Here is a 20,915-nt window from a genome sequence, read left to right as displayed (position 1 = left end):
ACTGCGCCAGCGCCATGGGCGTCGATGATCCGGGTTCCCCTTAACTCGGACATACGTTCATGGAAGACTCCACTAGCTTCGGCCTGATGTGGGACACGTTGCCGCACGATACCGCAGAGTCAATCACCCCCGGCCCGATGCACGCGTCTTTGAGTGAGCCCCAGGCGTTGCACGTCGTGGGCGACAACGCCTTGATCAGACAATTGATCGGCCTGTTCTCCGACGGGGCAGAGGCGCCGTTGCCGACGCCCGCGCAACCTGTGCGGGTTGCCGCATCTTCATTGTTGGGACAGTGGACCGGGCTGTTCAGCAAGGCGATCCATGCCAGCCACTTCAAGGCCTGGGCCGCCGATCGGAACGTTGACCTCAAGACCCTGAGCGTGTGTACCAGCACACTCCGCGTCAGCGCTCACGGACAGCCCAAGGTCTACACCCTGGGCGATACGTCAGCGTGGTGGTCAGTGGCCAACCCCATTATTGCCATCAGCCATATGGTCGACCCCTCGGACCTGGGCGCTCACTACCTCGCCCCCCTCGCCGATGACGATGCATTCACGTTGCCGCTGAACCTGGTTCTGGCCTTCCATGGTTATCCGCTGCCAGCCAATCGCTTTACCGCGTGGAGCATGGTCGAGGAGCTGCAAGCCCTGCGAGGGTTCCCGGTATTCGACGACAACGGACGCAGCACGTCTATCATCGAGGCGGAACTGACTCACCAACAGCGCGACTTCCAACAGTTGGCCGAGGCCCTGGAATCGCTGATCAGCGGTGGAAGGTTGCTGTTTACACGGGACATCTACCTCACCAGCCTGCAACTGAACTCAGACTCCAAATTGGCCAGAAGCCTGCGCGAAGCGGCCATGCTGTTGCAGGCAGTTATCAACGAGAACGATCTTGCCGGTCCGACCGATGCGCCAACCCGTGCGCATTTCGACGCGCAGCGCAATCGCATCTGCGTGCTGGCCCACGGCAGTGAGCAGGAGCAAAGCACCTGGGCCCCCGAGTCACCTGATACGCGCTGGGAGCGCCTGACTTTGCTGGGTACGCAACTGCGCGCACACCTTTATCCCGGCCACAGCGTGAGCCTCGCGGCCGTGTTGAAGGCTTACGGCTTTGAGCGCCCATCGAGGCGGGCAGAGATCCGTGCCCTGATTCAACGCCTGCGCGATTGGGAAGTCCCCGCTGCACCGTCGATCCTGCACACGAAGCACTCGTACAAGCAGTTGTTGCGCTATCGGCGCCTGGTCGGTCAGTTGAATGATCGCTACACGCTTTGCACCGTGCTCTCAGAGGTGATCGCCGACGGCAAGCTGCATGGACCTGAAGGCCTTGACCGCATCATCGCCGTCGACCCAGACGGCCTGCAGCCGTTCGTCAACAAGGCCTATGTTCACCTGCGCCAGTTGACCGACGACCCGGCCTTCGTGAGCCTGCGCACACGCGAAGGGATTGACCCGGCCAGCCACGTGTTGCTGTCGGTTTCCGGTGAGATCGGTGCGTACGCCATGGATGGCAGCTGGAAATCCCTGGAGCGCGCCGTCACTGCCAACGACCACCTGTTTGCGCTGAAACTGGTGTTGATGAAACTGGCCGCCAAAACCGGTGGACAGTTGCGCACCAACGGTGCGGTGAGCCTTGCACAAGGGTTGCGGCTTTATCAGTTTGGCTTGCCGGAAACGCTGGCCCAGGTACGCACGCTGGTACAGCGCCTGGAAACTCCACTGCCCTTGCCCGCCAGCCATGGCTCTTACTGGCGCGCACTGACGCCCGTCGGCACGCAACCATCGGCCGGGGTCCTGACGCCGCGGCAACGCCAACAGATCGTGGAATTGAGTAACGCTTTCATCGCAGGCCGCAGCGACGCACTGTTCACCTGCCTGTGCCAACCCTGGCTGGCCGGCAAGTCGACGGCCGAGGTGCGCGCAGAGGCCGATTACCTGCTGGTGCGCGTGCTCGATTCGCCGCTGGCCCAGGCGTTGGGCGAAACATTGTCGGACACCCTGCACTGGCACGACAGCCATGCCCGCGACAGCTCGGAGCGTGGCAGCCGGACAGCGCTGATAGCAGCAGCCTTGATCCTGAGCATCGACCCACACTTCGACGCGCACCCCACGCGCCTCGTCTACCTCGACTGGCAGGATGACTATTTTTGGGGGGAACCCATCACGTTCGTGCGGGACTACCTCGAAAGCGTCCTGCCCAGTTTGGACAAGCCGGTTGCTGCACTGGCGGCACACTTGATTCTTAGTGGGAAAGGTCCACATCTGCTGGTGCGCGAGATTCACGACGCCGCCGCACACCTGAGTTCCCATACGTGGGTGTTGTTTCGCCAATACGTGATGTACCTCGAACGGCTGCTGCCGGGTGCCTCGCGCCAACTGACCTACGCCCAGATCATGTCTCTTGCCAATCTGCCACCAGAGGGTGCCTGGAAAACTTTCCTCGCAAGCGCCCACGCGGCCGTGCCGATCATCGACTGGGCAGTGGTCAATGGCATTCTGCAGCCCCAGTCACGCTACGGCACGTTTGCGGTGAATACGGCAGTAGACGCCCTCAACACGCAATGCGCGCGCTTGCGTTCCACCCTCGAAGCATTCGCCGAACCCGTGGTGAGCCTGCGCGAGACTGCGCGCAATGATCTGCGCAGGGTCTACCCGGACAATCCCTGGCTCGACGCGCGGATTCTGATGTGGCTGCCGGAAAACTCCCCGTTCTCCGAAAGCGGTCGCTTCGAGAATGTGTATAACGGCCCCAAATACTCGTTCATCGACCTGCACATGGCCGACCGCCTCGACGTCACCGAAACCAAATGGCACTCGTCACAAGCCGAGATCAAATACCAGCAGATGACCAGGCGTTTTCATCTGCTGGGACGCATTTTCAACGTATTTTCCCAGGCGTTCGACCAGAAACTCCAGCAGCTCAAGGCCGCTTACCGGGAGTCCATTTGCTATTGGCTGTCGCAACTCACGCTGCCTCAGCGTGAGGCCCTGGAAAATGGCCGAGTGCGGTTCTTCCGTCTGGTTCGGCCAGCCACCGCGCAAGGCACGCCACTCAGCGTCGGTCGCTTTGGTGTTCTAATGCGTGTCGCCTATCTGAGCCAGCTGGATTTTTATGAGTGCTTCCCCTGTCAGCTAGTGATAATGACGCGTCGCGACATTGACGACGAGCAACTCAAGCGTGCCGTCGATACGGCCACCCGGCAGCCGTGGATGCGTTTTGACTGGACGGCCTATGCAAAGGGCAGTTGGCCGGTGGAACCTGCCCTGCTGCCGGAGAACACCGATGTGGTCATCCAGGCGCTGGGTAACGAGCTACCCGAACCGGATGAGATTGCGCCACCGGACATGCTGGGCCGCCGCGTGCCGCGCACCCTTGATTCAGCGCGCTCCCACGCCGTGGCAGACGCGATCCTCGCCCATCAGTTGGAAGACAGTCAGGCTTTGAGCGAAAAGGCCAGGCTGCCGATCACGCTGGAAGCAGCCGTGAGCGAGCACGATCCCTGGGCTGACTTCCTGCGCAGCATGGCGCTGAAGTCCGGCTGAAGCTTGAACAATCGCCGCGTTTGTATAAGGCTGCAGGCTTGCTCATTCGTTCACGTCAGGGAGTTGCCTCCATGCCCGCCTCTACCGCTCCGCTGTTCTGGCGTGATCCGGCGCTCGCGTTTCTCGAAGCGCGCAGCATCGCCGACGGGCGCAAGGTCACTTACACGCGGCATGCCCACGAACATTTCTCCATCGGTGCGGTCACGGCAGGCCGCAGTTATTACCACTACGGCGCGCAGACTTTCGAAATCAGCGCCGGCACGCTGGTGCTGATGAACCCTGGCGATGTCCACGCCTGCAATCCGATCGAAAACGAGCCGTGGTCGTACCAGATGCTGTACATCGACACGCCTTGGCTGACCGATCTGCAGCACCAGTTGGGCTTCAGCGCCGATCAGGGTTTTCGCCCGTTCAGTACGCCGTACAGCCGTGATCCGGTGCTCTACGAGGGTTTGCTGGAGCTGTACCGCATCGTCGTCGATGAACAGGCCGAGCACCTGCACAAGCAAAGCGCGCTGGTCAGTTACTTCAGCGATGTACAGCAACGCCTGAACCCGTCCGATACGCCTTTGCGCGAGGTCAACTACAAGCTGGAGCGCGCTGCCCAGTACATCCGAGCGCACTGCACGCTGGCATTGAAACTGGAAGACATCTGCCTGGCGGCCGAGTTGTCGCCGTCGTACCTGATCCGAGCATTCAAGCAGTATTACGGGCTGACGCCCCATGCGTTTTTGGTCAACCAGCGTATCCAGTTTGCCCGCAGCCAACTGCGTGAGGGCGGTCTGATCGCTGATGTAGCGCTTGCCGCAGGCTTTGCCGACCAGGCGCATTTTCAGCGTGCCTTCAAACTGCATTTTGCCGCCACGCCGGGGCAGTACCGCGACCGGCTCAAGCCATCAGCAAATAACCCACACTGGCCACCAGCAACGCGGCCATTGAGCGGTTGAACACACGCACGCCCTGAGGGTTGCTCAGGTAGCGGCGCAGAAAGGTGCCCGCGTAAGCCCAGCACGCCACCGACAGATAGCAGATCACCAGGTAGAGGCTCGCAAACAGCCACACTTGCCCGGCGTCGCCATCGGCCACAAACAGCCCCATCCCCGCCACGCAGGCCAACCAGGCCTTGGGGTTGAGCCATTGCATGATCGCGCCGTAGAGCATCGACGGTGCAGTGGCCGTGCCAACGGCGTCCAGGCGACCATCATCGACGGCCAGTTTCCAGGCCATGTACAGCAAAAAGGCCACGCCGCCCCATTGGATCAACTGGGTCAGGACCGGCCAGCGCAGCAGCACTTCATGCAAGCCCAGACCGATCAGCACCAGCAGCAAAGTGAAGCCGACGGCAGCGCCAAACACGTGTTTCTGACTGGCGACAAAGCCGAAGCGCGCACCAGAACTCAGCGCCACGACATTGACCGGTCCCGGTGTGATGGAAGTGGCCAGGGCGAAGGCGGCCATGGAAATAATCAAGCTCATTGCGGTTCCCTTTTTATGGTGATGCATAAAGAGGGTTCCACGGTATAAGGCCGCGCCGAAACGGTATTGAACAAAATCACCCTGGCAACGCACGGCACTGCTTCACAAACAGCTCACGGTCCCTGGCCTTCACATGATCAAGGAAAAATGCGCGCCCACGCCAGCACGTACGCCCTCGCCCACCGCCAGCGCTACCGAACCGGCGGCAAGGGACGTATCACCACAGGCAAACACACCGGGCACCGAGGTTTGGCGGGTTTCGTTGGTGTGCACATAAGGGCCCGTGGGGCCGTCGGCCAACTCACAGCCCAGGTGTTCCACCAGCGGACTGATCTGTGTGCGAGACATCGTGAACACGCCATCCAACGCAATGACGCGACCGTCAACCAACTCCAGGTCTGCACGTTCACCGCTGATAGCGCTGACGGCGGTGCTTTCCACACGGACTGCGCGCCGATCCAGCTGGAGCTTTTGCTCGGCATCCGGCGTGAATACGCCATTGGTGAACAAGGTGGTGGTGCCCCAATCGGGCAACATCAGCGCATGGTGCATCGCCAAGGGCGAAGTCGCCAGGACGCCGATGCGGCCCTGCTCAAGCTCGTAGCCATGGCAGTACGGGCAATGGAACACCCGTTTGCCCCAGCGTTCTTTCAAGCCCGGGATCGCTGGCAACTCATCGACCACGCCGGTAGCCAGGATCAGGCGCCTGGCCTTGAACGCTCCGTTGCATGGGGTGCGCACGCTGAATCCGTCCAAGTGCCCGCTGGCCTGAACCACACTGTCCTGCACCCATGTGACCGTCGGGTACTCCATCAACTGGCTGCGCCCTTCGGCGGCGATGACCTGCGGCGGTTGGCCGTCCTGGCCAAGAAAGCCATGGGAGGTGGCTGCAAACCGGTTACGCCGTTGCCCCGCATCAATCACCAGCACCTTGCGCCGCGCCCGCGCCAGTTGCAGGCCCGCAGACAGGCCGGAATAGCTGCCGCCTATGATAATGACGTCATGCATCATGGAAGGTGACCTCATGTGATACGCACGCGGTTATCCGCGCGCTTTCACGACACACCATAAGTTACGTAAAAATACGCCGTCAAGTGTCTCGCAACTTATCGGGTTACGAACGATACTTTGCGCCGGCTCAACCTGAGGTTTATCGATGAGAAATGACACCCGGCTTTCGCGCATGCTGCACGTGTTGATCCACATGGGGCGCCACGAGGAACGCGCCACGTCGCAGACGATTGCGCAAATGCTCGGCACCAACCCGGTGGTGGTGCGGCGCACCCTTGGCCGGCTCAAGGAGAAAGGCTATGTGCGCTCGGAAAAGGGCCACCAGGGCGGCTGGAGCTTGGGTAAACCCCTGAGTGAGATCACCCTGCTGGATATTCACAGCGCGCTGGGCACGCCATCGATCTTCGCGATCGGCCTCTCGACCGATCACCCGGAGTGCCTGGTGGAACAAGCAGTGAATGCTGCCCTTACCGACGCTTTCGAACAGGCCCAGGCGCTGCTCTTGAAGCGTCTGGGCAAGGTGACACTGGCACAATTGGCCGAAGACTTTGACGAGCGTTATCGACTGGCAATGCTGCCCTAGCGCTGCGCAGGAATGCGGATATCGCCCTCGCGGCATTGGGTTTTCACACTGCGCGGGCAGCCGGCGAACGCCAGGTCCTTGGTCAGGCACACGCGCACTTCCGACAGCACCTTGCCTTTGCAAATCACGGCCACCCCATGATTGCCCATGCGCGGGTTGCTCTCGCGAAACAACGCCTCGATCTCAGAGGCAGGCAACGATGGCGGTGTATTGAACGGCTGCAGCTGCGTTGGAACGGCAACAACGCCCAGTGCCGCGTCGGTTTTCTCCAGGTAGGCCAGCGGTTCAAGCCCGCTGCAAGTGCCGTGCTTGGCCCACTCGTGCTTGAGCAGCGAACGGGTGGGGAACAGTGCGGCGCCCTTGTCCAGTTCTTCGCGGGACAAGGACGACTGCGGGTTACAGGACGCCGGCCACCCGCCCTTGGCGTATTGCGGCCACAGGCCGTGCAGCACAAATCCGTAGCCTTTGCCCGAACACTGCTCATTGTCCGGGTGCGTCAGGCAAAACGTCGGCGACCATGACAGCGACAACACATAAAAATCAAACTCTCCAGGCGTCCCCTGACTCCGTGGGGCCGCCATAGCACCTGTAGCGAACACGAGGCACAACGTTATCCAGTATTTCATCCGTCTATTTCCTTGAAAAAGCAGGTATATCGCGCCTAGCCGGGATGATGGGGGTTACGTTGTAGCACCTTGTCCAGGATCCGGTCGGTCTTCAACGCCTCGATGGCCAGCGACGGATGCTCGGCTTCACCACGTATATGCGCGTTCATGGCCAACACGTGGTGCCACTGGATATGCGTGTGGCACGGCACGTCCAGCACTTGGTTGATCTCACCTTCGAGATGCAGCGGTTGGTCTTCGAAGACCGCAAACGTGATGCGGCCCCTGCTGCCGATCAGCTCGACTTTGTCTTCCCGGCGGTCGGCAACAAAGTTCCAGCACCCCATGCCCAATGCGCCCGAGCTGAAGGTCCAGCAGGCGGTAACCGCGTCCTCGGCCACATAGCGCCCGGCCTGACGTGCGCTAAAGCCCGACACCTCGACGATATCGCCGGCCAGGTACTGGAACAGGTCAAACCCATGGCTGGCCAGGTCGGCAAAGTAACCGCCACCAGCGACCAGCGGGTCGGTACGCCAATTGGCGGCGCTGGCGTCCTCGGCAGCCGGTGGTTTGCACAGGGTCCAGGTGAGCTGGCGCAGTTCGCCGATGCGACCGTCGCGCAACCAGTCGCGTACTTGCACAAAGCGCGGCAGCGAACGGCGGTAGTAGGAGACAAACAGATGCAGCCCGGCGCGCTCGAAGGTGCGTTGCATCAACGCACTTTGCTCGGCATTCAGTGCCATAGGTTTTTCGACGCAACAGTGCTTGCCGGCCGCAGCCACCATCAGGCTGTATTCGAGGTGGCTGTCGGGCGGAGTGGCGATGTACACCGCGTCCACTTCGTGGTCGTTGATCAGCGCCTGGGCGTCGGTATAAAAACGGGCAATCCCATGGCGTGTCGCATAATCGCGCACGGCGGCTTCGCGGCGCCCCATCACGGCCACCAGGGCCGAACCTGGCGCTTTGTAGAAAGCGGGTCCACTCTTCAATTCAGTGACACTGCCACAACCGATCATGCCCCAACGTACGGTGCTCATCTCTTTCCCTCGTGCGTTTTGTTCAGTCGGGCAGTATCTACATAGCTGCGCCGACACGCCATACGCAGTTAGCATGACAATTGCATTACACTTTTATGACAATCATCCCGGGGCGGGGGCACAGACGATGAAAATCAGGGCAACGGTCATTTGCGAACACGAGGGGCATATCCTCTTCGTGCGCAAGGCCAGATCAAAATGGGCCTTGCCCGGCGGCAAGGTCGAGCGTGACGAACGCCCGGTGGGCGCCGCCGAACGCGAGCTGGAAGAAGAAACCGGGTTGAACGTGGATGGCCTGCTGTACCTGCAGGAACTGAAGGCCCGCGACACGCTGCATCATGTGTTCGAAGCGTCAGTGGTGAATATTGCGCAGGCGCGGCCGTGCAACGAGATCGCCGATTGCCAGTGGTACGCCTATGGCGCACTGGACCAGTTGGACACCACCGATGCCACCAGACACATCGTCAAATCCTTTCTGCGTCGCCTGTAACCCCCGGTGGTTGGCCGACATCTTGGCGCCAAAAAGCGCCTGTCACGACCTCTCGTCTGCTGCCCCGGCTTACGCTTGACTCAAGGTGTCAATCAAAAGAGGCTCTTGGCTATTCGCCACCATCCCCGAGCACGCCCATGAGCATCGATCCCCCGAGCCAGCCCGACAGTGACGTGTACCGAACGCTGCTGGAGTCGACCAAAGCCATCCCCTGGCGCATCGACTGGCAGACCATGACCTTCAGCTATATCGGCCCGCAGATCGAGACACTGCTGGGCTGGACCCCGCAAAGCTGGGTCAGCGTGGACGACTGGGTCGAGCGCATGCACCCGGATGACCGGGAATACGTGGTGAATTTCTGTGTGTCGCAGTCCCGCGCCGGCGTGGACCACGAGGCGGATTACCGAGCGCTCACGGTCAACGGCGACTACGTGTGGATTCGTGATGTGGTGCACGTGGTGCGCAAGGATGGCGAGGTCGAAGCCCTGATCGGCTTTATGTTCGATATCAGCGAACGCAAGAAAACCGAAGAGCACTTGATACGCCTGCAAAAACAACTTGAGGAATATTCCTATCAGGACGGTCTCACCGGCATCGCCAACCGGCGCATGTTCGACACCGTGCTTGAGCGCGAATGGGCCAGCGCCCTGCGCAGCCAGTTGCCGCTATCGTTGCTCATCCTGGATATCGATTTCTTCAAGCAGTACAACGATCACTACGGCCATATCAAGGGTGATGAATGCCTGCGCCAGGTCGCACGCACGCTGTCCCAGGCGGCCAATCGACCAAGGGATTTCATCGCGCGTATAGGCGGTGAAGAGTTTGTATGGCTGCTACCGGAGACCGACGCGGCATCAGCCAAACAGGTGGCGCGGCGTTGCCTGCACCTGATCTGCCAGCAGCAGATCGAGCATGGCTTTTCGGCAGTGTCGAACCTGCTGACCCTGAGCCTGGGCGTCGGTACACGTATCGTCACACCCGACAGCCCGATGCTGGGTTTTGTCGAGGATGTCGACAAATTGCTTTATCAAGCCAAACGCAATGGACGGATGCGCGCGGAGTTTGCAGAGGGTGAAGTTTGACGCTGGCGGTCAAATTCCAGGCAAAAAAAATCCCAAGTAGCTGATGGAAACTTGGGATTTAAAAATGCATAAACCGTGGGAGGTGAACGCCCGGCTATAGTAACGATTGTAAAAACGTGTAACAAGACTATTTCAATCCATTCGTCGGATTAAAAGTTGCGTAAGTCCTTCAATAACCACATGTTTTTTAAGGTGGTGAGAAATTCCAGTGCCACTTTTTGGTGCAACTACCGGGTATATTTCCACTTATAAAAAGGGGTTATTGACTACCACAACGCTGCACGCTTTGAAGTTCGTTCATCAGGCACTTGGTTCAATAGACGATACAACGGCAGGCACGCGGCCTGGATCAATAGCATGCGGATCACTTGCATCGCCGTCACCAACGTGACCGCCAGCCCCAGCGCCTCGGCAGTCAGGCTCATTTCCGGGGCGCTGCCCGGCATCATGCCCAGGGCCAGCGACAGCCACGACAGGCCCAGCCACGTCCCCAGCCCCCAAGCGGCCAACCCGGTGGCAATCACCGAACCTGCCATCAACACCACTACCTTCAGTAGAAAGCCCGGCGCACGACGGAAAAAACCTCTGTCAAACGCAGCGCCCAGAGCGCAGCCAATCAAGAGCTGGCCCGCGCCGCTCAGCCATCCCGGCATGCTCATCGACAAGTTATTGCAGCCCACCCCCACCGCACAGATCACGAACGGCCCGAATGTCCACGGGTTAGGCACGTTGCAGTGTTTGAAACCCAGCGCCGCCAACCAGCCCATGGCCAGGATGAAAACCAGCCAGGGCCAAATCACCGGCAAAGGGGCCTGTGCAACCCCAGGCGATAGGCCAAAGGTCGCAATAGCTGGCACGGCCAGCAGGATCAGCAACAAGCGGACACTGTGGGCAGCCGCGATAAAACCGGGGTCCGCCTGGCGTTGACGGCCCAAGTGGACCATCTCGCTGGAATTGGCCGGCATCAGTGCGAAGAACGCCGTGCCGAACGGCACACCCCAGCGATTAAGGATCAACACCGAACACAGTGCCAACACCAGGGTCAGCAACACCGCCGTGACGATCAATCCAAGATGGGCCGCCACTTGCTGCATCACCGGCAAGGTGAAATGGCAGCCGATGGCGACCGCCACGATCAATTGCCCGGCTTGGCGGCCGAGGGGGATTTCAGGGACCGGGCCGCCGGTGCAACGGGTTATCAGCACCGCAAGTAGTGAGCCAATGACCCATGGCAACGGCCATCCCGCCCAACTGGCGAGGCTGGCGCCCAAGGCGCCAATGATCAGGGTGATAAGCCAATACGGGCGAAGAGTGAGGAACATGATAAATCCGGCATGGAGAAGAGTGCCGACAGGTTATAGACTCGACCTCATCACAGAAAATATCCATTTGTTAAGCAACTCATCACTCTTTGTTATGCGAGCTTTTATGAACTTGAAAGCCTTGGAATATTGCGTCGAAATCGCCCGTCAAGGCAGCTTCACCAAAGCTGCTCAGGCCCTGCATGTGGCGCAACCGGCGTTGAGCATGGCGGTGGGTCGGCTGGAGGATGAGTTGGGGGTGGCCCTGTTCAACCGGGCCACGCGACAGATCAGTGTCACGGCAGAAGGCCAGTTGTTTCTGGCGCGTGCTGAAGCCTGCCTGCAGGGGTTGCAAGGCGCGCGGCGCGAACTGCAAGACTTGACCCAATTGCACAGCGGCGAGATCCGCGTCGGCGTGCCGCCCATGTATGGCATCCGCCATATTCCCGAGTTGCTGATGCAGTTCCGTGCCCGCTACCCCGGCATCGCGATGCATGTCGTGGAAGGCAGCGCCGATGACATCAGCGAGCGCCTGGCCACACGGGACATTGATGTCGCGCTGCTGGAGTCGCGGCGCGTCGATCCGGGCTGGGAGTCGGTGTTGCTTGGCAGCGATGAAATGGTGTTGTGCATGGCTGAGCAGCACCGGCTGGCGCGAGCGGCGTCGATTTCGGCGCCCCAGTTGCAGGACGAAGCAATGCTGGTGTTCGACAACACCTTCCTGCAACGCCACCTGCTGGACACCTTTTGCAGCAATGCCCGCGTGCGTTTCAATATCGCCCTGGAGAGTAACTTCGTGCCGCTGGTGATTGCCGCTACCCGCAGCGGAATGGGCGTCTCCACCCTGCTGCGCTCGGTCCAGGAGCAAGAACCGGGAATCGCCGGCGTGTCTTTCGAGCCCGCCCAGTTCATGCACTTCAACCTGTGCTGGCGCGCCAGTGAGTACCTGTCCCAGGCCAATCGACGGTTTATTGAAACGGCCAAGTTGTTCTTTCAGGAAGATGCCGGCTCGCCGCTGTCGCGATGATCACTTGCGTGCGACTTTGTAGCGAACACAGTCCTGATAGAAGCTTTGGCGGATCGCCTCGGGCTTGAGGCGTGAACGGCTGTCGTAGGTCTGCTCGGTGATGCCCATGGCCATCATGCGCATCCACGACTTGTTGAACTTGATCGTCTGGATCTTCTGCCGCGCAGCGTACAGCGATACCCCTGACAGCTTGAGTTCCTGGGCCCTGGCGGCGGTGCCGGCGCCCCAACTGCACATGTACTTGTCACCCTCGCGCAGTTCCCGAGCCTGCACGGCAGCCGCGCCGCCGGCCAGGGAGCAGGCGATCAGCATGATTCCAACATTGCGCATTTGCATCCCCACCTAACCGCCTGAAAATAAAAGCGATTCTGGCGAGGATTTTGTTACAAAGGGGCCATTAAATTGCCTTATCGACAAAACTTTATGGCCACAATTAAGCCCCTCACCCAGGAAGTTCAGGCGTTTACCACTGATAAGTCGCACTCGCCTGCACCGTACGCTGCGAGCCATACCAGCACCACGAGTACGAATAGCACGACGCGACATACTCTTTATTCGCCAGGTTAGTGGCGTTCAGCGCCAGGCGCAGGTTGTCCTTGAGGTTGACGATGTTCTTGATGTCGTAGTGCACCGCCGCATCGAACAAGGTGTAGCCTGGTACTTTCAGAGTGTTAGCCGTATCGCCCCACGAGGAACCGACATAACGCGCCCCCGCCCCTGCCCCAAACCCCTTGAGGTTGCCGTCATGGAAGGTGTAATCCGCCCACGCCGAGGCCGTGTGGCGCGGAACCGCGTAGGTGGTGGTGCCCTCGGCATTGATCGCCGGGCCTACGCCGATGTCGCTGATGGGCGCATAACGCACGGTGTTGTTGGACTTGCTGATGCGATTGTCCAGGTACGCGTAGGCCGCAGTGATGTCCAGGTTGTCATTGAGGCTGGCCTTGCCTTCCAGTTCAAACCCACGGGATTGCACTTCGCCATCCTGGCTCTGGCAGCGTCCGGTGCCGCACAGGTGCGTAGGGTCCGGATCGGTCGTCAGGACGTTGCTCTGGCGCAGGTCAAAGATTGCCGCGGTGATAAAGCTATTGCTGCCCGGCGGCTGGTACTTGATGCCGATTTCATACTGCTTGCCTTCGGTCGGCTTGAACACCGAGCCACCATACCCAGTGCCTGATTGGGGGTTGAAAGACTCCGAGTAACTGGCATACGGCGCCAGGCCATTATCGAACAGATAAACCAGACCGACGCGCCCGGTGAAGGCTTTGCTGTCCAGCGAGGACTGGCTCTTGGTCCCCGTGCGCAGGGTCTTCGTGGTGCTGTCAGTGCTGGCCCAGTCATAGCGACCGCCCAGCAGCAACACCCACTTGTCCCACTTCATCTGTTCTTGCAGGTAGACGCCGGTCTGTTCGCTGCGCGACGTGCCGTCGGTGGTGTACGCCGGTACCGCAACGGCGGCGCCGTAGACCGGGTTGAAAATATCCAGGGTCGGCCCGGCAGTGTAGGTGCCTGAACCGGACAGGGTATCGGTGCTGGTGTTCTGATAGTCGAGCCCCATCAGCAAGGTGTGCTGCACCGGGCCGGTGTCGAATCTGGCTTGTACCTGGTTGTCGAGGGTATACGCATCCATGTCCACATCGGTGGCGATGGTCGAACGGCGGATGGTCCGATAATCCGTCATCAGGTAGTTGCTGTAGAGGCTGCGGTACTGGCCTTCGCTGCGCAGGTAACGCGCGTTCTGGCGCACGGTCCACACATCATCGAAGTGATGTTCGAAGGCGTAGCCGATGGAATAGTACTCGCGGTCGCTCTTCTCGAAACTCTTTTCCCCATCATAGAAATCCACATCGATGCTGCGCCCGGTCGGACTGTGCAACACCGAACCCCAGGCCGGCACCGAGCCGTAGGACGCGCCTTTAGGGTCCTTCTGGAAATGCCCAAGCAGGGTCAGCGACGTGGCGTCGTCCGGGCGCCAGGTGAACGCGCTGGACAGCGACTGGCGACGGGTCTCGGTGTGTTCGACCTGGCCGTCGGCGTCGTCGAACAGTCCGGCGACGCGGTAGGAATACACGCCCTGATCGTCAATCGGCCCGCTCAAATCGAAGGTGGTGCGCTTCTTGTTGAAGGTGCCGTATTCCACGCCCACTTCATGAAACGGCGTGTCCAGCGGGCGCTTGGTGACCATGTTGATCACCCCGCTCGGCGTGCCCTGGCCGTACAGCACCGACGCCGGGCCGCGCAGCACTTCAACGCGCTCCAGGTCGAAGGCGTCTTTTTGCGGCAAGGCGTCACGGCTCGACGGCATGCGCAGGCCATCAAGATAAGTGGCCGGCGCGAAGCCGCGGATGGTCAGTTGGTCCAGACGCGAGGCGGTAGCGCCACGGGTTTCCGGGACCACGGCGGCGCTGTAGCGCAGGATCTGGTTAAGGCTCTCGGCGTTCTGCGCACGCATCTGGTCCTTGGTGACGATGGAGATCGACTGCGGCGTTTCGATCAGCGCGGTGTCGGTCTTGGTCCCGGACAGGCTGCGCGTGGCCACATAACCGGACACCGGCCCGGTGGGACTTTCGGCCTGGTAGGCGCCGCTGATCGTGGTGGCCTGCAACTCCATGGCGCCGCCGTTATCCGGGATGGCTTCCAAGCGGTAACGGTCGGCGGAAATCTTCAGGGCTTGCAAGCCGCTGCCGGCCAGCAGCTGGCTCAGTGCCACATCGGTGTCGTATTGCCCGCTCAAACCATTGCTGACTTTGCCTCGGGTCAAGCTTGCATCAAACGCCAGCACCAACCCCGCCTGCTCGGCCAGGCTATTGAGGGCCTGGCTCAAGTCACCGGCCCGGATCTGGAAGCTGCGCACGGCGCTGCTGCTTGCTTGGGCATAGGCGGATTGGACATTCAGCAACGGCACGGCGGCAAAAGCCACTGCCGCTGACAGGGCCAGTGGATGCAAGGGACGAGCGAGGCGCGACATGGGAAATCCTGGGTCATAGAGGTTCTATTAACCATGACGGCCATGTCCGCACATCGGGCAAGGATGAGAGCAGTTTTTATTTGAGGTGGTTTATCCAGGCCTTGCTGCAATCAGTCGGCTCGCTTTTTTGTGTAGCCCTTTGAGGTGGGTTTACGCGGTTTTTCTCCAGCATTTGTCAGCCCATTCTGATTTTCCAAACCGTTCATCCAGCCGCTTTTTCCTGCGGCAGACTCCGACGCCTTGCCCTCTGCCGAGACGTCACGGATGACCCACGCTGCCCACATTGCCGCTATCGAACATGAAAACACTCAACCATTAGCAATTTACAGAGATAAAATTCGCGATCAGGATAAGCACATAATGGGACGAGTATATGTTTTTAGCTTAAAAGATGGCCACCTTACTACGATTTACGAACACTCTCTCGGACACTTAGAAGGAAATCATGGCCCACACCTCAATACCAAAAATACGATAAACGAAATTAAGACCCCACTAAAAACTGGTGACGACTCCCACACGTATTTTAAGAGATCAAAATGAAAACCGCTTATATAAACGAACTCGGCATCAGGCCTTGGACAGATGCGGACAGCATAAACAACAGTAAATTTACTACCACAACCTTGGTAGACCACAACTTTCCTGATTTATGGAAAAGTTGGTGCAGTGTCGTGGAGCACCTTTCTGAGACGTGGTGCTTTAAAAGAGAGTGGAAAGTAATTCGCGGGAAAAAGCCCAACTCAAAAACTGAGGAATACTTATTAAGGAAAGACTTAACCAGCCAGCTCAAAAGTGGAGATTTCTTGCAAAAAAACGAAAAAAGCAACACATACTCCATGATCAAAAACAGGCCAAACACGCCTATAAAAATAAACAGCTTAGCGCTAGAAGGGTCAAGTAGCGTTTTTTTAATAATAGAAAAAACAAAAAGCGAAATAGAGACACTCTGGAAAAACATGTTGATTTTTGAAAAAAATATTACCGCGAAAAACATTGGTTATTTTTTAGACTCGAATAACAGCTTATTACTCTGTAGATTCTATGAAGAAGAAACACATGCAGCAACGCAGTTTATATACCCAACAAAATTCAAAGACGAGATATCTTCAGCACTCAAAAAAAACAAAATACAGAAAATAAATATTCAAGACACCTACAATTTTATTCACCACAAACTATAAATATACAACCTTGGCAAGCAATATAAAAACCAAGCAACTAACAGCACTCTGATATTTATTGGAGACCCTACTGATATTTATTTTTATGAGGCAACCAACCTAAAACCCAAACACCAAAAACACAGATAAGTTATAAAAACAACCCAAAAAACACAAAATAATTTAACCAATGAATAATTCAACAGATCACACAACCCATTACAAAACAGCTTTGGTTATAGCACTCAATGCCGACATAGAAGAAGACGTTATGCTACTTATCGATGAAGTACTCATTAATTGCTTTATCACCTACTGTCCTTATGAAATTGAAATAGGCAAGGGCTACTCCTATTTCCTTTACGGATAATTGCAAGACGAAAACTTTTTTCCTTCACGCTGCTCAATGACCAAGGCGTGCATTACGACCACCCCCACCTCAATGAGGGCCTCATCAAGTTAGAAGTCGAACGAATAGATGCAAGCTTTCACTAACATATAACTAAGCGACAATACTGCGCACTGCAGACCAACCCAAGCAAAATTCGAAAATCACATCGAGATTGACATGCCGGAGCGAATAAGATTACAAGCACAATCCATTAAGGTTGTCACGAGAAAAATCTTAATCCAAATAACACCAAGCTTGCGAAAAGCAATATTATTGCAAAGCTTATAACCCGAATTAGCGAGAGCAATAATCGCTGGATGACATCAACAAAAGCCAAACCTAAAACACCTGCACCGCCAAATCAAAACACATGGAACTAATGAAGACAAATTTTGATCATCTCGCATAACTATAAACCTCAACAATCCAAGTGGTGCAAAAACAAAAATTGTGACATTTAAACCATGGCGATACCATAGAGCTTCGGCAGCAAGGCGCACACGCACGCCAGTCACCATAAGATTGATCAAAGATTTAGATAGCCACAAAAGCTCATTCAGCAGCACCAAAGATGTGGTAGATGCTTCAAATGCAGTCGGGCTCGATAGATTGGAAAGGCCAAGAAGATGAAAACTCAGACCCTGGAAAACTTGATAACCGAATATTTATCACAGGTAAAAAAAGCAACAGACCTACTTGAGCGCACGTTCGGAACCAAAAATATTCTGGGGCTATGGCGCGCCAAAAAGATTCCGCAATGCGGGCTCCTTACCGAAGACATTACCTACGAGCTGCATGGTGTTGGTTGCAGTGTTTATCTATCTAACATTTGTGTCGATTTCGATTATGGCCCTGATGAGAGGATCGACGGCTTCGACCCTTGGCGGCTGTATATGTACGCATGTGAGGTGCCGATCAAATACAAGAAATACACAAACAAAGCGTCTTTGGAGAATGACTTCAACGAATATCTTAAGTTGGGAAAAGCCAAGAGAATTTCCGGCTCTATGTCGAACTTGTACTTCATTCAACCATGACCCAGGAACCTAAAAAAACGATCGGACCTCACCCCCACGCCACCACCAACAACCCCACCCCCAGCCCCAGACACAATGGCGAATAAACCCACGTATCCATCCTCGCAAACCGCGACCCGCCGACCTTCTTGAAAAACCCCACCAACTCCGAGTCCCCAATCGCCCTGGCAAACATCACCAACGCTATCGCACTGATCCCCCACTGCAATGCTCCGTGGGATACCGGCGAGAAATACAGCCCGGCTCGCAGGCAGACGAGCAGTGCAATCGCGACCAAACCCATTGCCACCAGAAATGTGCCCAAAGCCGATGGTTTGAACGCAGGACGAGGCCCGCTGGCGAATTCGCCCGGGAGCTGCGGGATGGCTGCCAGGCTGCCGAGTTTGCCGCCCGCCGCCCAGTACAGGTGGACCATGCTGATGCAGGTAAAAATGCCGACGATCCACCGTGCGATGACAAAGCTCATGGCTGGCTCTCCTCAAAGGTGCGAGACAGGATAGTCGCCCAGGGATTTTTTGCAGGCATTTCGTCGGCGGCTGATGGTAAAGTGCCGCCCCATGAAACTTGCCCGTGCCGACCGCTCACTCATTGCCTGGATGCTGTATTGCTGCGTCCTGTTCAATGTGTTCGTCTGCAGTATTGGGCATGGGCAGATGGTCGGGATGCAGCTCAATGGCATCGGCGGTCAGTTCTGTACCGTGGACCCGCGTACCCAGGCGCCCAAGCCGTCCAACTCCACCGATGAAAACCTGCCCACGCTGTCCAAGGCATTTGGTTGCCCACTGTGTTCCACCGGTGGTATGGGGCCGGCGCTCAGCTCCAGCCTGAATGTGGCGGTGTTGCCACAACCTCACGCACCACCGCCAGCAATCGTCACCCGCGCTGACACCCCCGCCCGCGTCACCTGGCCCACGGCTAATCCGCGTGCCCCGCCTGCCTTCACCTGATCCCTGCGCTTTCCGATCTGCACCGGCCACCGTTTCCCCAAGGAAATACGCAAGGCTGTGCGTTGCTTTCAAGCCAAGTTTTTCAGGATTCAACCATGAAACATTTACCCCTGTTGGCGGGCCTGTTCGGCTGCCTGCCTGTCTGCACCTGGGCCATCGAGCTGGCCCCGACCACCATTGATGGCGAGTCAACAACCGAACCCGGCCTGAGCCTGGAGCAATCCAGCGGCGTGGCTTCGCGCTTGGGATTGAGCGTGCGGGACACCCCGGCGTCAGTAGCCATTGCCAATCGCAACGATATTGAACGCCACGGCGCCAAGACCTTCCGTGATGCCGCCAACACCCTGCCTGGCGTCAATGCCAGCGCTCCGCCGGGATTTGGAGGTTTTGTGTCTTATCGTGGATTCACCAGCAGCCAGATCACCCAGATGTTCAATGGGATCAACGTTGCCACCGGCCTGGCGCGGCCGGTGGATGCGTGGATCTATGATCGGGTGGAACTGGTCGGCGGCCCTTCCTCCCTGATCAACGGGGCCGGCTCCGTTGGCGGCTCGCTGAACTACGTGACCAAGTTGGCGACCCGTGAGGAACACGCTGCCGAAGGCCAACTGACCTATGGCAGCTACGACACGGCCGGCATGGCCTTCGGCGTGAACCATGCCCTGACCGAACCGGGCGCCGAGGTGCAGCACTATGCGCGCCTGGACGTCAGCCGCAACACCCATCACAGCTACATCGACCGCGCTCAACGCGATGCCTGGAGCCTGGCGTTTTCCCTGCTCAGCGACCTCACCCCCAACCTGTCCCACACCCTGGCCCTGGAATATCAGGATGAGCATGAAGACAGCCCGTATTGGGGCACGCCCGTGCTCAACCCCAAGGCCGGCGAGTTGAAAATCGACACACATAACCGTTTCAACAACTACAACGTCGCAGACGGTCGTTATGAGCAGCGCACGCTGTGGGCACGCTCGATCATCGACTACCGGATCAACGACAGCACCACCCTGAAAAACACCCTCTATCATCTCGACAGCCAACGCGACTACCGCAACCTGGAGACCTACCAGTACAACGCCAATAACAGCGCGGTGAACCGCTCCACCGCCTACCAGGTGCGCCATCAAGGTGAACAGAACGGCAACCAGTTCGAGCTGCGCCATGACGCCCGTGTCTTTGGCCTGTCGACCACGTGGTCCGGCGGCTTTGAGTACAAGGTCAACAGCACCACTAACACGCCCTGGAATGTGCCGGGCAACAGCACGGTGGATCCGAACGCCTTCAACCCCGGGCAGTTCTACGACCTACCGCGAACCCAGGAGAAGTTCGGTAAGGACAAGACCAATGAAGTCACCACCAAAGCGCTGTTCGTGGAGAACCGACTGGGCCTCACCGACAAGCTCTCGTTGCTGACCGGCATGCGTTATGACGCCATCGACCTGGATGTGACCAACCACCGCGCAGTCACGGCCACCAACCCGCGGCACTTCAAGCGCCGTTGGGAGCCGGTGACCGGCCGGGTGGGCCTGACCTATCAGTTTGTCCCATCAGCAAATGTTTACGTGCAGTACAGCACCGCCGCCGAGCAACCCAACACCACCACGCAGGTGTTCGATGTATCGACTGGCAAGCAGTGGGAAGTGGGCAGCAAGTTCGACTACCTGGACGGGCGTGGCTCAGCCACCGTGGCCGCCTACCGGATCGAGCGCAAGGATTTTGCCGTCACCGACCCGCAGGACCCGACCAGCAGCATCCCGGTCGGCGCGCAGTCGTCCAGGGGCATCGAGCTGGCCAGTTCGCTGCGCCTCACACCGAGGTTACTGGCAGAGGGCAACTTCGCCTGGGTGGATGCGGAGTACGACGAGTTCAACGAGAAGATCGCCAGCGGCGCAGTGGTTTCGCGCAAGGGCAATACACCGACCAACGTGCCCAAGCGCGTAAGTAACCTGTGGTTGACTTATGATTTCGCCGAGGACTGGCAAGGGGGCGTGGACGCACGTTATGTCGCCGAGGTTTATGCGGATAACGCCAATACGATGACCGTGCCCGCCTACACCCTGTTTGGCACGTTCCTGCGCTACAAGGTGGATGCTCACACCTCGGTCACTGGCCGGGTGCGTAACTTGACCAATGAGGTGTATGCCGAGTTTGCCCATGTGTCGCCGGCTTATTACCTGGGCTCGCCGAGAACCTTCGAGGTCGCGCTGCAAACCCGTTTCTAAACCTGAAATGCAATCAACTGTGGGAGCGGACTT

General features: G+C 58.1%; 19 protein-coding genes. 11 read left to right on the top strand and 8 right to left on the bottom strand.

Going from position 1 to position 20,915, the window contains the following annotated elements:
• Nucleotides 1-59 precede the first annotated feature (59 nt).
• A complete protein-coding gene (locus tag DNK50_RS15520; RefSeq protein WP_112194970.1) occupies nt 60-3,545 on the top strand; it encodes a hypothetical protein in 3,486 nt (1,161 codons plus the stop codon).
• 71 nt (nt 3,546-3,616) lie between these two features.
• Nucleotides 3,617-4,492, top strand: coding sequence for an AraC family transcriptional regulator (locus DNK50_RS15515; RefSeq protein WP_099582773.1), 876 nt, complete (start codon nt 3,617-3,619; stop codon nt 4,490-4,492).
• On the opposite strand, the gene DNK50_RS15510 is transcribed toward DNK50_RS15515, so the two are convergent.
• Nucleotides 4,434-5,021, bottom strand: a complete 588-nt coding sequence (locus DNK50_RS15510) for a LysE family translocator (protein WP_099582772.1) — start codon at nt 5,019-5,021, stop codon at nt 4,434-4,436. The two genes, DNK50_RS15515 and DNK50_RS15510, sit on opposite strands and share 59 nt — an antisense overlap.
• A 129-nt stretch (nt 5,022-5,150) precedes the next feature.
• Nucleotides 5,151-6,032, bottom strand: coding sequence for an NAD(P)/FAD-dependent oxidoreductase (locus tag DNK50_RS15505; protein ID WP_112194969.1), 882 nt, complete (start codon nt 6,030-6,032; stop codon nt 5,151-5,153).
• 145 nt (nt 6,033-6,177) lie between these two features.
• On the opposite strand from DNK50_RS15505, the gene DNK50_RS15500 reads away from it, so the two are divergent.
• On the top strand, nt 6,178-6,615 hold the full coding sequence (locus DNK50_RS15500) for an Rrf2 family transcriptional regulator (RefSeq protein ID WP_099582770.1): 438 nt from the start codon (nt 6,178-6,180) through the stop codon (nt 6,613-6,615).
• Here DNK50_RS15500 and DNK50_RS15495 read toward each other — a convergent pair.
• The gene (locus DNK50_RS15495) at nt 6,612-7,241 is read right to left on the bottom strand and encodes a ribonuclease T2 (protein WP_099582769.1); all 630 of its coding nucleotides are present in this window, start codon (nt 7,239-7,241) and stop codon (nt 6,612-6,614) included. The two genes, DNK50_RS15500 and DNK50_RS15495, sit on opposite strands and share 4 nt — an antisense overlap.
• Nucleotides 7,242-7,276: 35 nt before the next feature.
• A complete protein-coding gene (locus tag DNK50_RS15490; RefSeq protein ID WP_112194968.1) occupies nt 7,277-8,257 on the bottom strand; it encodes a Gfo/Idh/MocA family protein in 981 nt (326 codons plus the stop codon).
• A gap of 127 nt (nt 8,258-8,384) precedes the next feature.
• Here DNK50_RS15490 and DNK50_RS15485 point away from each other — a divergent pair, with 127 nt between their 5' ends.
• Nucleotides 8,385-8,747, top strand: a complete 363-nt coding sequence (locus DNK50_RS15485; protein ID WP_112194966.1) for an NUDIX hydrolase — start codon at nt 8,385-8,387, stop codon at nt 8,745-8,747.
• A 137-nt stretch (nt 8,748-8,884) separates the two neighbouring features.
• Nucleotides 8,885-9,829 carry a sensor domain-containing diguanylate cyclase gene (locus DNK50_RS15480; RefSeq protein WP_099582766.1) on the top strand — a complete coding sequence of 315 codons (945 nt, stop codon included), beginning with the start codon at nt 8,885-8,887 and terminating at the stop codon, nt 9,827-9,829.
• Between the two features lie 266 nt (nt 9,830-10,095).
• On the opposite strand, the gene DNK50_RS15475 is transcribed toward DNK50_RS15480, so the two are convergent.
• Nucleotides 10,096-11,151 carry an AbrB family transcriptional regulator gene (locus DNK50_RS15475; RefSeq protein ID WP_112194964.1) on the bottom strand — a complete coding sequence of 352 codons (1,056 nt, stop codon included), beginning with the start codon at nt 11,149-11,151 and terminating at the stop codon, nt 10,096-10,098.
• A gap of 106 nt (nt 11,152-11,257) precedes the next feature.
• Between DNK50_RS15475 and DNK50_RS15470 the strand changes: the two genes are divergently transcribed.
• Nucleotides 11,258-12,157, top strand: coding sequence for a LysR family transcriptional regulator (locus DNK50_RS15470; RefSeq protein WP_112194962.1), 900 nt, complete (start codon nt 11,258-11,260; stop codon nt 12,155-12,157).
• On the opposite strand, the gene DNK50_RS15465 is transcribed toward DNK50_RS15470, so the two are convergent.
• Nucleotides 12,158-12,487: a hypothetical protein gene (locus DNK50_RS15465; RefSeq protein ID WP_026139966.1), complete on the bottom strand. Its 330-nt coding sequence runs from the start codon at nt 12,485-12,487 to the stop codon at nt 12,158-12,160. It abuts the gene before it with no gap.
• A gap of 133 nt (nt 12,488-12,620) precedes the next feature.
• Nucleotides 12,621-15,122, bottom strand: a complete 2,502-nt coding sequence (locus DNK50_RS15460; RefSeq protein ID WP_112194960.1) for a TonB-dependent siderophore receptor — start codon at nt 15,120-15,122, stop codon at nt 12,621-12,623.
• Between the two features lie 264 nt (nt 15,123-15,386).
• Here DNK50_RS15460 and DNK50_RS29535 point away from each other — a divergent pair, with 264 nt between their 5' ends.
• The 3 genes from DNK50_RS29535 (at nt 15,387) to DNK50_RS15445 (ending at nt 17,713) form a co-directional block, all read left to right on the top strand.
• Entirely contained in the window at nt 15,387-15,665 is a 279-nt protein-coding gene (locus DNK50_RS29535; RefSeq protein ID WP_112194958.1) for an HNH/endonuclease VII fold putative polymorphic toxin, read from the top strand.
• Nucleotides 15,662-16,306 (top strand): hypothetical protein, encoded by a 645-nt coding sequence (locus tag DNK50_RS15450; RefSeq protein WP_112194956.1) that lies wholly within the window; start codon nt 15,662-15,664, stop codon nt 16,304-16,306. The genes DNK50_RS29535 and DNK50_RS15450 overlap by 4 nt, the downstream gene beginning before the upstream one ends.
• A 996-nt stretch (nt 16,307-17,302) precedes the next feature.
• Nucleotides 17,303-17,713 (top strand): hypothetical protein, encoded by a 411-nt coding sequence (locus tag DNK50_RS15445; RefSeq protein WP_112194954.1) that lies wholly within the window; start codon nt 17,303-17,305, stop codon nt 17,711-17,713.
• Between the two features lie 28 nt (nt 17,714-17,741).
• Here the strand turns inward: DNK50_RS15445 and DNK50_RS15440 are convergent, their stop codons facing one another.
• Nucleotides 17,742-18,179, bottom strand: a complete 438-nt coding sequence (locus DNK50_RS15440; protein WP_112194952.1) for a DUF3995 domain-containing protein — start codon at nt 18,177-18,179, stop codon at nt 17,742-17,744.
• A 91-nt stretch (nt 18,180-18,270) separates the two neighbouring features.
• On the opposite strand from DNK50_RS15440, the gene DNK50_RS15435 reads away from it, so the two are divergent.
• Both DNK50_RS15435 and DNK50_RS15430 read left to right on the top strand, forming a co-directional pair.
• Entirely contained in the window at nt 18,271-18,660 is a 390-nt protein-coding gene (locus tag DNK50_RS15435) for a DUF2946 domain-containing protein (protein ID WP_099585103.1), read from the top strand.
• Between the two features lie 95 nt (nt 18,661-18,755).
• A complete protein-coding gene (locus tag DNK50_RS15430; protein ID WP_112194950.1) occupies nt 18,756-20,882 on the top strand; it encodes a TonB-dependent siderophore receptor in 2,127 nt (708 codons plus the stop codon).
• Nucleotides 20,883-20,915 lie beyond the last annotated feature (33 nt).

The sequence above is a fragment of the Pseudomonas sp. LG1E9 genome, assembly GCF_003290225.1.
Lineage (GTDB): Bacteria > Pseudomonadota > Gammaproteobacteria > Pseudomonadales > Pseudomonadaceae > Aquipseudomonas > Aquipseudomonas cyclaminis.
Note: the sequence above shows the minus strand (reverse complement) of the source record. Positions and strands in the feature narration are given on the sequence as shown.